Origin of the sequence: Bradyrhizobium sp. WSM2793, from assembly GCF_000379585.1 — a bacterium.
Taxonomy (GTDB): Bacteria; Pseudomonadota; Alphaproteobacteria; order Rhizobiales; family Xanthobacteraceae; genus Bradyrhizobium.
Map to the genome: position 1 here is coordinate 141,190 of NZ_KB902835.1, position 11,287 is coordinate 152,476.

The following is an 11,287-nucleotide window of genomic DNA, read 5'->3' on the forward strand; positions in this document are numbered from 1 at the left end:
CAGCCGTCAAAGCAGGGTGGTGACCCGAGGGAGCGGATTTCTCGCAGCGAGGCTCGGATCCGGCAACAATACAGAAAATCTTACGCAATAGCCTTTATCAATGCGTGAGCTCACCGAACCGAGCAAACCTCTGTTGCTAACCCCGTAATTTGAGCCGAAGACTGGATCAGGCTGGAGGCTAGGCCGGGGGAACGGCTGATGCCAAAAACGATCCAGGAACAACTGGAAGAGGTGGAGCGTGATATCAAGCTTTATAAGGAATTCGATGAGGCCGAGATAGCTCGCTTCGAACGCGAGTCCTTCCTTTGGACCGCTGAAGATCGCATCGAGTGGCAGGAGACGCAGCGTTCGAATAAGCAATATCTCCGCGAACTTCACGACAAACGCCGTGCCTTGCTCAAGGAGATTGGGGGGTGACTTGGTACGTCTAGGCCCCCAAAGGGGACCAATACACGGCGGGATTGTGGGCGTTCCCCAAGGACGGCGGACCCGTGTTCACCCAGGCGAAGGAACAACTCATTGGGTCGCTGGATTGTCCACCAAACCAGGGAGAACAATCCATGATCCGCAAGTCCATCCTCATCGCCTTCGCATGCGCTGCGCTTTCGACGACCGCTTTTGCTCAGGGAGGCGGGGGTGCTGGCGGAGGCGGCGGTGGTGCTGCTGGCGGTGGCAGTGCCGCGGCCGGTACAGGGACCGGCGGCGCGGGATCTGCAGCCAGCTCAGGTGCCGGAATGGGCACCTCATCCAGCAGCGCCAATTCGGGGCCGTCGGCTCCTTCGGGAATGGGCATTCATGGCACCACCACCGGGGCCAACGTCAACACCAACACCGGCCTGAACAATCCGAACGTTCAGTCCCCGACTGCAAACGGCACATCGCCAGCGGCAGCGCAAGCTGGACGGAACGCAGGTGTCGGTCATGCACCGAACGGGTTGCCGATCGGCAGTCCCGGCACCGGGACCAGCAATGAGGATCAGAAATAGTTTGGCTTCCGTCCATGAAAGGGCCCGCGCAGTGCGGGTCTCTGATGCCCTTCAGGGTCTTATCTGCTGATAACAGCAGGGGGTGCCGCTTATTCCGGATCGCAAGGATTGGTGCGATCTGAGCGGCCGGCGTTGGAGGTCGCACAGCCAAATTCAAGCGCCATTCGACCGGAATCGGCGTTACATTGCTCGCCATATCTTGATCGAGACTCGCATCGCGGATCGTGGCTGCAGTGACATCCGACCAACAACCGAACCGGACGAAAAAAGTCCGTTGCTGCATCGTCGGCGGCGGGCCGGCCGGCATGATGCTCGGCTATCTCCTGGGGCGCGCCGGCATCGAAGTCGCGGTGCTGGAGAAGCATGCCGATTTCTTCCGCGATTTCCGCGGCGACACCGTGCATCCCTCGACGCTTCAGGTGATGGACGAGCTCGGTCTGATCGACGGCTTCCTGAAGCTGCCGCACCAGCGCCTACAGAAGATGGACGGCCTGTTTGGCGGCACACCGGTGCGCATCGCCGATCTCAGCCGGCTCCACACCAAATACCCCTTCATCGCCTTCATGCCGCAATGGGACTTTCTGAATTTCCTGCGCGAGGCCGGCCGGCGCTTTGCCTCGCTCGAGGTGATGATGAGCACTGAGGCGGTCGATCTGATCCGCCGCGGCGAGACGATCGCCGGCGCGCGGGCGAAAACGCCCGACGGCATCATCGACATCGAAGCCGATCTCACCATCGCCTGCGACGGCCGGCATTCGACGGTGCGCGAGCGCGCCGGCCTCGTCGTCGAGGAAATCGGCGCGCCGATGGACGTGCTGTGGTTCCGCGCCGGCCGCAAGGCCGACGAGACGGAAAGCGTGTTCGCGCGCGTCGAGCCCGGCAAGATGATGATCACTTTCGACCGCGGCGACTATTGGCAGTGCGCCTATGTCATCGCCAAGGGACAGCATGAGGCGGTGAAGGCGAGGGGACTGCAGGCGCTGCTCGACGACGTCGTGCGCATGGCGCCGATCCTTCGCTCCGGCATCGCCGACGTGAAAAGCTTCGACGACGTCAAGCTGCTGACCGTCGCGATCAACCGCATGGCGCGCTGGACGCGGCCGGGTCTGCTTTGCATTGGCGATGCCGCGCATGCGATGTCTCCGGTCGGCGGAGTCGGTGTCAATCTCGCCGTGCAGGATGCAGTCGCAACCGCCAATCTGCTGGCGGACAAGATGCAGCACGGCTGCCCGTCCGAGGATGAGCTCGATGCCGTGCGCCGTCGCCGCGAGTTCCCGGTGAAGATGACGCAGCGCATGCAGGTGATCGTGCAGAACAACATCATCAGCGGCGCCTTGCAAGGCAGTGACCGGCCGCTCAAGGTGCCGCTGATCGTGCGCCTCATCACCGCGCTGCCATGGCTGCAGGGCATTCCCGCGCGTCTGCTCGCGCTCGGCGTGCGGCCCGAGCACGTGCATTCGAAGACCACGCCGGCATCGTAGCGCAGGAGTTCGGCAGGGATAATTTCGCGTTAAATCGCGCATGTGGCGTTGCGGGCGTGCAACAGCGCCAACGGATTCACGGACCTGCGCGTGCCCATCCGCCACGTTAACTCTGTTGATTCGAATTTTAGTAACACCCGTCTGTGACCGTGCGTCCATCAAAGGACACGGGGTTGTACCATGCGTAACAAATTGATTGCCGCCTTCGCCTGCACGACCGCTCTGGTTTCGACGGGCGTGGCCTCTGCCGCCGATCTCGGCGCGCGCTACGCGAAGGCGCCCGCTTATGTCGAGCCGCTGTTCAACTGGACCGGCTTCTATGTCGGCGGCCACATCGGCGGCGCCTGGACCAACCAGCAGTTCATCAACAATGGGATCGGTGCGCCGTTCGGCGATCTCGTCCCGGGCGAAGGCTATCGTCAGCGCAGCGCGGGCATCATGGGCGGCGCCCAGATCGGCTACAACTGGCAGGCCAACAACTACGTGTTCGGCATGGAAGGCACGATCTCCGGCCTCGACAACAAGGGCTCGTTCACGAACACCGCGTTCGGTGCGGGCGACGACGTGTTCTCCTGGCGCACCAACGTGCTCGCGACCGTGGTCGGCCGCGCCGGCTTCGCCGTGCAGAACAACCTCTTCTACGTCAAGGGCGGCTATGCCGGCGCGAACAACCGTCTGTCGGTCAGCGACACCGTCGGTGTGTCGGGCTCGGGCGGACAGACCCACTGGGCCAACGGCTGGACTGTCGGCGCGGGCTGGGAATACGGCGTCACCCGCAACTGGATCGTCGGCCTCGAATACAATTACGCGGCCTTCGGCAGCCAGACCTATCAGCTCGGCGGCACCTCGGGGAATTACACCTTCGACGCCAAGCCGCGCGACATCCAATGGGCCGTCGTGCGCGCGAGCTACAAGTTCGACGCACCGGTCATTGCCCGTTACTGAGCACGTCGACGACGCAACGCGACCAACGATCAAAAAAAGCACTGCATAAATTCAAAAGCCCCGGACTTGTCCGGGGCTTCTTTTTTGCGTTGCTGAATGGCCGGAAGGTGTGGCCTCAGGCCATCACCGAGAAGCCGCCATCGACGGGGATCGCGGTGCCCGTGACGAAGTTCGATGCGGGCGAGGCCAGGAACACGGCGATGCCGGCGAAATCGTCGATGTCGCCCCAGCGCCCCGCAGGCGTGCGCGCCAGCACCCGCTCGTGCAATCCCGATACCTGCTGCCGCGCGCCGCGGGTGAGGTCGGTATCGATCCAGCCCGGCAGGATCGCATTGACCTGGATGTTGTCGGGCGCCCAGGCATTGGCGCAGGCACGCGTGTACTGCACGATGCCGCCCTTGCTTGCCGCGTAGGCGGTGGCGAAGCTCGCACCGAAGATCGACATCATCGAGCCGATGTTGATCACCTTGCCGTTTCCTGACGCCTTCAAGGCCGGATAAGCGAGCTTCGAGCACAGGAAGGCGCTGGTGAGGTTGGTGTCGATCACCTTGTTCCACTCGTCGAGCTCGAGCTCGTGCGGCGGCTTGCGGATGCTCATGCCGGCATTGTTGACGAGGATGTCGATGCGGCCGAGATCCTTCACCACGCGCGCGATCATGGCTTCGATCGCGGCCCTGTCGGTGACATCGGTCGCAACTGCGATCGCCTTGACGCCGCGCTGCCTGAGATCTTCGACCGCTGCTTTGGACTTCGCTTCGTTGCGGCCGACCACGGCGATGTCGGCGCCGGCATCGGCAAGGCCGCGCGCCATGCCGAGCCCGATGCCGCCATTACCTCCTGTTACGACCGCGACCTTGCCGCGGAGCTCGAACCGGCTGGATGTCATGCTTGTATTCCCTGGTTTCTTTTATTGATTGCTCTGCCAGATCAGCACCAGCCCGAAGCCGGTCATGGCGGCGCCATAGCCGGCCCAATGCAGCTGGTTGACCATGAAGCTCGATCGCGGCCACGGAACCGTACCCGTGCCCCGTCCAATCCAGAGCAGCCCGACGGCGAGGGCAAACAGGCCTGCTACAAGCAGAAATCTGCGCATGCATTCCTCCCGTCGGTCCGTTTCCGTCGCGTTGCGACGATGAAGAGATCACCGCTGCCGCGAAAGCTTGGGCCCACACTAGCCGTAGCTTCGGTCCGGATACAATGGCGGCGCCAGCCACAAGCCGTCGCGCGGGGAGAAGTCCTGGTCTCGCGCGGACGGGGCGAAGCAGGAGCGATCGGGGATGCTGGGTGGGGGCGGCGGGAAGCGCGGACACGTCGAAGCATGCACCGCGTGAGGATTAGCGCTTGCCGTTGACGGGTCCATAACGAAAAAGCCCCGGCGATGCCGGGGCTTTGACGTCTGAGCTTGCGTTCGGATCAGTACTTCGCGACGACCGGACCGGTCCAGTTGAAGCGGTAGACCAGCGAGGTCGAGATCGTCTGGTTCCAGCTGTTGGCGCGGATGTCGCGGCCGACCAGCGCGTTGGTACCGTCGAAGAGCTCGTTCGAGGTCTTGGCGTTGTAGAAGGCCGAACGATACTCGGTCTTCATGAACCAGCCGGGCGAAGAGACGCCGAAGATGTTCAGGCTGTTCTCGACACCGCCGCCGACGAACCAGCCGTTGCGGTTGTAGCTGTTGAGGTGGATGCCGGCCGGGGTGCCGCCCAGCGTGGTGAAGTTGGTCTGGCCGAAGTGGGCGCCCGAGTAACCGCCGTTGACGTAGGAGAGAACGTTCGGGGCGACCAGCCAGCCGAGGCGCACGCCCGCGGCCCAGGAGGTTTCCAGCTTCTGGTTGCCGGTGATGCCGACGATCGGATCCTGGATGGTGGCGCGGATGCTGCCGAACTGGCCGTCAGCGAACACACCGGCGACCCAGGTGCCGCTGAACTGCCAGTCGTAACCGGCGCCGACGGTGCCGAACCAACCGGAGCCGCCCTGGCGCTGGTCGATCGTCAGCGGAACCGCACCAACAGTGGTCTGGACGTGCTGGTCGGCATTGGAGAGGCCGCCGCCGCCGCCGCCGAAGACGTAGAAACCGGTCCAGTTGGCGACGGGCGCCGGCATCGGGGCCTTCACGTAGGGACGGGCACCGAGATCGGCCGCCGAGGCCGAACCGGTCATCGCGGCAACCGCGGTCAGAGCGAGCAAAACCTTCTTCATGATAAAAATCCCCAACCTTGGTCTGTGTAGCAGCGCGAGCGCACTGAAGTTCGTGTCATCTGATGTCCGGACTATAGACGTTTCCCGCCGGAATGCTGTTGCCGGGCAGGCACAGTCGCCGGAAAACGCCGATACGCGGGCATTTCGGTCGCGGTTGTCGAGATCTGGAATAACCACATAAATTCAAAGCCTTACTGAGATTTTTGGAATTCAACCTCGGGTAAGGTTTCGTTAGCAAATCCCGCCTTGTCCGAAATGGAGGCAGTCGTGCCTCCGCCTGAGCGCCGTGAGTCGCTGGCCGAGTCGCAACGATGGTGCCGGGAATCGCTCAAAGCCATCCGGACCGCAGCGACGTCATCGCCCCCGCAAAGCAAAAGAGCCCCGGCTTTTCGCCGGGGCTCTCGATGAAGCGCTGCAGCGCCGAGGACTCAAACGTCCAGCAGCTCTTCGCTGGCAAACTCGGCCTTGTCCGAGATGAAGGCGAAGCGCGCCTCGGCCTTGGTGCCCATCAGTCGTTCCACCGAATCCGCCGTGGTGTCGCGATCGTCGGCGAGCAGCACCACCTTGAGCAGCGTGCGCTTGCTCGGATCCATGGTGGTCTCCTTGAGCTGCGCCGGCATCATCTCGCCGAGGCCTTTGAACCGGTTCACCTCGACCTTGGCGTTGGCGTTGAACGCGCTCTTGATCAGCTCTTCCTTGTGCTTGTCGTCGCGCGCGTAGACCGACTTGGTGCCGTGCGTGAGCTTGTAGAGCGGCGGCACCGCGAGGAAGAGGTGCCCTTCGTCGATCAGCCGCGGCATCTGCCGATAGAAGAAGGTGATCAGCAGCGAAGCGATGTGTGCGCCGTCGACGTCGGCGTCGGTCATGATGATGATGCGCTGATAGCGCAGATCCTCTTCGCGGTATTGCAGGAGCTGGCCGCAGCCGATCGCCTGCACGAGATCGGAGAGCTGGGCGTTGGCCGTCAGCTTGTCCTTGCCGGCCGATGCGACGTTGAGGATCTTGCCGCGCAGCGGCAGCACGGCCTGGGTCTTGCGGTCGCGCGCCTGCTTGGCGCTGCCGCCGGCCGAGTCGCCTTCGACGATGAAGAGCTCGGAGCCTTCGGTGCCGGCGTCGGTGCAGTCGGCGAGCTTGCCGGGCAGGCGCAGCTTCTTGCCGGCGGTTTTCCGCGCGGTCTCTTTCTCCTGCCGCCGCCGCAGCCGCTCTTCGGCGCGGTCGATCACGAAATCGAGCAGCCTGTTGGCCATGTTCGGATTGCCCGAGAGCCAGTGATCGAACGGATCCTTCATCGCCTGCTCGACGATGCGCTGCGCCTCCGCGGTGGCGAGACGATCCTTGGTCTGGCCCTGGAATTCGGGCTCGCGCACGAACACCGAGAGCATCACGGCGGCGCCGACCATCACGTCTTCCGACGTAATGGACGAGGCGCGCTTGCCCTGGCCGACGCGCTCGGCGTGATCCTTCAGGCCGCGCAGCAGGGCGCTGCGCAGGCCGGATTCGTGCGTGCCGCCATCGGGGGTCGGGACGGTGTTGGTATAGGAAGAGAGGAAGCCGTCGGCATCTGCGGTCCAGGCCACCGCCCATTCGCAGGCGCCATGCGCGCCATTGCGGCCGGACTTGCCGGAGAAGATATCCGGGTGCACCAGCGTGTCGGCGTGAATTGCTGCCGCCAGATAATCCTTGAGGCCGCCGGGGAAGTGGAACGTCGCCTCCGCCGGGACGTCCTCGACGCCCTTGAGCAGCTCGGGCGCGCAATTCCAGCGGATCTCGACGCCGCCGAACAGATACGCCTTCGAGCGCGTCATCTTGAACAGGCGCTGCGGCTTGAACGCAGCCTTGGCGCCGAAGATGTCGGTATCGGGCTTGAAGCGGACGCGCGTGCCGCGGCGGTTGTTGATCTTGCCGAGATCCTCGAGCTTGCCCTTGGGGTGTCCGCGCTCGAACGTCATGCGGTAGAGCTTCTGGCTGCGCGCGACCTCGACCTCGAGCAACGAGGAGAGGGCGTTCACCACGGAGATGCCGACGCCGTGCAAGCCGCCGGAGGTCTCGTAGACCTTGGAGTCGAATTTGCCGCCCGAATGCAGCGTGCACATGATAACTTCGAGCGCCGACTTCTTCGGGAATTTTGGATGCGGATCGATTGGGATGCCGCGGCCGTTGTCGGTGACGGTGAGGAAACCATCCGCGGAGAGCTCGACGCCGATGAAGGTCGCATGTCCCGCCAGCGCCTCGTCCATCGAGTTGTCGATGACCTCGGCGAACAGATGATGCAGCGCCTTCTCGTCGGTGCCGCCGATATACATGCCGGGCCGGCGCCGCACCGGTTCCAGGCCTTCGAGCACCTCGATGTCGGCTGCGGTGTAGTCGGCTTCCCCGCCGGTTCCGCGCGAAGCCGCCTTGGCAGGCGCCCGAGGTTTCGGCTCGTCGCCGCCGAAAAAATCGTCTTTTGCTTTGGGTTTCAACTGCTTGGACATATATCTTGATACGCTTTGAGGGCCGCATAAGCGGCGAATCGGTTAGGCCGACTATGCCACTTCTGACTTGGAAAGGTTACCGCGGGGCAGGCCCGGCGGTGTCGTTGGGAGCCAATCCCGGCGATTTTACGCCGCAGCCCCTGCAATTCCCGGCAATTTGACCGGCCGGTCCGCGGCGAGGCGAGTTTTGTGACTTGATGTCACACAAGCCCTTGGCTTACCAGTCTTTTTCATCGAGCAGCACCTTGAGACGGGGCGGGAAGGCTTTTTTTTGATGGAGCAGTATGCGCACGCCCTGGCCGAATTCGTGCGCGCTCACCAGGCCTGGGCGGCCCCGATCGTGTTCGTGCTCGCCTTCGGAGAGTCGCTCGCTTTCATTTCGCTCTTGGTCCCGGCCTGGGGCGCGCTGGTCGCGATCGGTGCGCTGATCGGGGCGAGCGGGATCAGCTTCTACCCGGTCTGGATCGCCGGCGGCCTCGGCGCGGCGCTCGGCGACTGGGTTTCGTACTGGTTCGGCTACCGCTACAAGGAGAAGGTCGCCCAGATGTGGCCGCTCTCGCGCTATCCGGAACTCCTGCCCAGGGGCGAGGCTTTCGTGCGCAGCTGGGGCATCCCCAGCATCTTCATCGGCCGCTTCTTCGGACCCTTGCGCGCCTCGGTGCCGCTCGCGGCCGGCATCTTCGAGATGCCCTATTGGAGCTTCCAGGCCGCCAATTTCGTCTCGGCCCTGATCTGGTCGGCCGTGCTCCTGATGTTCGGCGACGTGCTCGCCAAGATCATGGAATGGATCTGGCGGGTCATCTGACGCCGAAACCTTGACGGAAACCCGATCTGGCCTTATAGCCGCGCGCCATGATCAACGCTGCGACCATCCTGTTCGCCCGTCGCCGCCGCCGCTCTTTAGCGGTTTGGGCGGTCGATCGCGTTTGAGATCATCGTCTTTGCCGCTGGATCCGATCCGCGGCACTCTCTCTCCTGTCAGCGCGATCTGATCCGGCGGCCCCCCAAGGAGGCCCAGCAGGAGACCACGATGTACACGCCACCCTTTTTCAAGCAGGACCGCGCCGCAAGCCTGAAGTTCGCCGAAGAGCGCGGCTTCGGCACCATGTGCGCCTTTGACGGTAAGAAACCGGTCGCTTCCCCGCTGCCGTTCTATTTGACCTATGCCGCCGACGGCACGCCGCAGGCCGCCTTTCATGTCGCCCGTCACAATCCGCTGTTAAAGCTTGCGGACGGCGCAGCGTCCTGGCTGCTCGCGGTCAATGGCCCCGATGCCTATGTATCGCCGGACTGGTACGTCTCGCCGGACCAGGTGCCGACCTGGCTCTACCAGTCGGTGCATCTGAGCGGGCCGGTGCGGATGTTGTCTGACGACGAGCTGGCGGTGCAGATCGCCACGCTCAGCGACAAGTTCGAGAACTGGCTGCTGCCGAAGAAGCCGTGGACATCGGACAAGATGACGGCCGGACGGCTCGAGACGATGAAGAAGGCGATCGTGGGTCTGGTGATGACGGTTGAGGAGGTCGAAGGCAGCTTCAAGCTCAACCAGCACAAATCGGACGCCGACTATGCGGCGATCGCCAATGCGCTCAGCGCCGGCGATGCCGACGCCAAGCAGATCTCAGATTTGATGCGGCAGGCAAGGCCGCAGGTTTTTGCAGACGACACGAACATGCTCGAAGGGAGCGCATCATGAGCCTCGCTGACACCAAACAGGCCCCGAAGGGCGCTGCCACCAAGCCCGCGACCGTCTTCGTCGATGGCGGCTCCGGCACCACCGGGCTCGGCATCAACGAGCGGCTGAAGCTCCAGAACGACGTCGTCGTGAAGACGATCGCCGACGACAAGCGCAAGGACCCAGCGGCCAAGAAGGCGCTGATGGAGGAGGTGGATCTCGTCATCCTCTGCCTGCCCGACGATGCCGCCAAGGAGACGGTCGCGCTGGTCGACAGCATGGGCGTTGCGGGCCCGAAGGTGCTGGACGCCTCGACCGCGTACCGGGTCGCGCCCGACTGGGCCTACGGTTTTCCCGAGCTGACGCCGGACCAGGCCGGCAAGATCAAGGCGGCGAAGAAGGTCTCCAATCCCGGATGCTATCCGACCGGCGCGATCGCGCTGCTGCGGCCGATCGTCGATGCCGGCCTGTTGCCGCCCGATTATCCCGTCACCGTCAACGCGGTGAGCGGCTATTCCGGCGGCGGCAAGTCGATGATCGCGAGCTTCGAGGACGGCAGCGCACCGTCCTTCGAGCTCTACGGCCTTGGCTTCGAGCACAAGCATTTGCCGGAGATGCAGCTCTATTCGAACCTGACGCGGCGGCCGATCTTCATTCCCTCGGTCGGCAACTATCGGCAGGGCATGCTGGTCTCGGTGCCGCTGCAACTCGATACGCTGCCCGGCAAGCCGGATGGTGCGGCGCTCCAGGCCGCGCTCGCCAAGCGCTACGCCGGCTCGAAATACGTTTCGGTGATGCCGCTGCAGAACGAAGCGTCAAAGGGCGGCCGGATCGAGCCGGAGGCGCTCAACGAGACCAACATGCTCGAGCTCTACGTCTTCGCCAGCGACAAATATCACCAGGCCGTGCTGGTCGCCCGGCTCGACAATCTCGGCAAAGGCGCCTCGGGCGCAGCCGTGCAGAACATGCGGCTGATGCTGGGATTGCCGGAGGAGTAGGGCAGTATCGTGCCCCGGACGCAGCGCAGCGCCGCTTGGCGGTGCGCTGCTGAGCCGAGGGCCCATGTTTTCAGCTTCGTTTGCGGCCATCTGGGTCCCGGCTCGCGCTTCGCGCGTCCGGGACACGAAATCAAACCACCTTGAAGATCGCCAGCACCAGCACGGCCTGGGCGAGGAAGCCGACGGTGAAGGCCAGCGTGCGGAACACCGGGATGCCGATCGCGTAGACGATGAGATGCGCGACGCGGGACCAGAAATAGACGGCGCAGGCGAGCACGGTCCATTTTGTCGAATAGTCGATCGCGTTGAGGATCAGCACCAGCGGCGCAAAGAGCACGAGGTTCTCGACCGCATTGTCGTGCGCGAACATCAGGCGGTTCGCCCATTCCGCCTGCGGCTTGTCGCCGCGCGAGGGATTGGCCAGCGCGCCACTGAGACCGCGGACCTGGCACCGGTTGATGGTGTAGGGGATCCAGAGGATCCCGGTCAGGATCACAGTCAGTGTCAGCCAGAACAATTCGCGCGTCATGGT

12 protein-coding genes are annotated in these 11,287 nt (G+C 63.8%); 7 read left to right on the forward strand and 5 right to left on the reverse strand.

All coding sequences use genetic code 11. From position 1 onward, the window contains the following. Positions 1–198: 198 nt before the first annotated feature. The 4 genes from A3AS_RS0140055 (at position 199) to A3AS_RS0140070 (ending at position 3,412) form a co-directional block, all read left to right on the forward strand. On the forward strand, positions 199–417 hold the full coding sequence (locus A3AS_RS0140055) for a hypothetical protein (protein ID WP_018323043.1): 219 nt from the start codon (positions 199–201) through the stop codon (positions 415–417). A gap of 143 nt (positions 418–560) precedes the next feature. Further along, a complete protein-coding gene (locus A3AS_RS48035) occupies positions 561–986 on the forward strand; it encodes a hypothetical protein (protein WP_157644518.1) in 426 nt (141 codons plus the stop codon). Between the two features lie 233 nt (positions 987–1,219). Continuing rightward, positions 1,220–2,467 carry an FAD-dependent oxidoreductase gene (locus A3AS_RS0140065; protein WP_018323045.1) on the forward strand — a complete coding sequence of 416 codons (1,248 nt, stop codon included), beginning with the start codon at positions 1,220–1,222 and terminating at the stop codon, positions 2,465–2,467. 180 nt (positions 2,468–2,647) lie between these two features. Continuing rightward, positions 2,648–3,412 carry an outer membrane protein gene (locus A3AS_RS0140070; RefSeq protein ID WP_018323046.1) on the forward strand — a complete coding sequence of 255 codons (765 nt, stop codon included), beginning with the start codon at positions 2,648–2,650 and terminating at the stop codon, positions 3,410–3,412. Positions 3,413–3,527: 115 nt separating this feature from the next. On the opposite strand, the gene A3AS_RS0140075 is transcribed toward A3AS_RS0140070, so the two are convergent. The 4 genes from A3AS_RS0140075 to parE form a co-directional block, all read right to left on the reverse strand. Then, positions 3,528–4,298 (reverse strand): SDR family NAD(P)-dependent oxidoreductase, encoded by a 771-nt coding sequence (locus A3AS_RS0140075; protein ID WP_018323047.1) that lies wholly within the window; start codon positions 4,296–4,298, stop codon positions 3,528–3,530. 21 nt (positions 4,299–4,319) lie between these two features. Next, on the reverse strand, positions 4,320–4,505 hold the full coding sequence (locus A3AS_RS0140080; RefSeq protein WP_018323048.1) for a hypothetical protein: 186 nt from the start codon (positions 4,503–4,505) through the stop codon (positions 4,320–4,322). A 320-nt stretch (positions 4,506–4,825) separates the two neighbouring features. Continuing rightward, a complete protein-coding gene (locus tag A3AS_RS0140085) occupies positions 4,826–5,608 on the reverse strand; it encodes an outer membrane protein (RefSeq protein ID WP_018323049.1) in 783 nt (260 codons plus the stop codon). A gap of 428 nt (positions 5,609–6,036) precedes the next feature. Continuing rightward, complete coding sequence (gene parE, locus A3AS_RS0140090) at positions 6,037–8,082, reverse strand: DNA topoisomerase IV subunit B (protein ID WP_018323050.1); 2,046 nt, start codon at positions 8,080–8,082, stop codon at positions 6,037–6,039. Positions 8,083–8,356: 274 nt separating this feature from the next. Between parE and A3AS_RS0140095 the strand changes: the two genes are divergently transcribed. From A3AS_RS0140095 to argC, 3 genes are all read left to right on the forward strand, one after another. Then, entirely contained in the window at positions 8,357–8,887 is a 531-nt protein-coding gene (locus tag A3AS_RS0140095) for a DedA family protein (RefSeq protein ID WP_018323051.1), read from the forward strand. Positions 8,888–9,112: 225 nt separating this feature from the next. Next, the gene (locus A3AS_RS0140100; RefSeq protein WP_018323052.1) at positions 9,113–9,778 is read left to right on the forward strand and encodes an FMN-binding negative transcriptional regulator; all 666 of its coding nucleotides are present in this window, start codon (positions 9,113–9,115) and stop codon (positions 9,776–9,778) included. After that, the gene (argC, locus tag A3AS_RS0140105; protein WP_018323053.1) at positions 9,775–10,755 is read left to right on the forward strand and encodes an N-acetyl-gamma-glutamyl-phosphate reductase; all 981 of its coding nucleotides are present in this window, start codon (positions 9,775–9,777) and stop codon (positions 10,753–10,755) included. The genes A3AS_RS0140100 and argC overlap by 4 nt, the downstream gene beginning before the upstream one ends. Positions 10,756–10,885: 130 nt before the next feature. Here the strand turns inward: argC and A3AS_RS0140110 are convergent, their stop codons facing one another. After that, positions 10,886–11,284 (reverse strand): MAPEG family protein, encoded by a 399-nt coding sequence (locus tag A3AS_RS0140110; protein ID WP_018323054.1) that lies wholly within the window; start codon positions 11,282–11,284, stop codon positions 10,886–10,888. Positions 11,285–11,287: the final 3 nt, after the last annotated feature.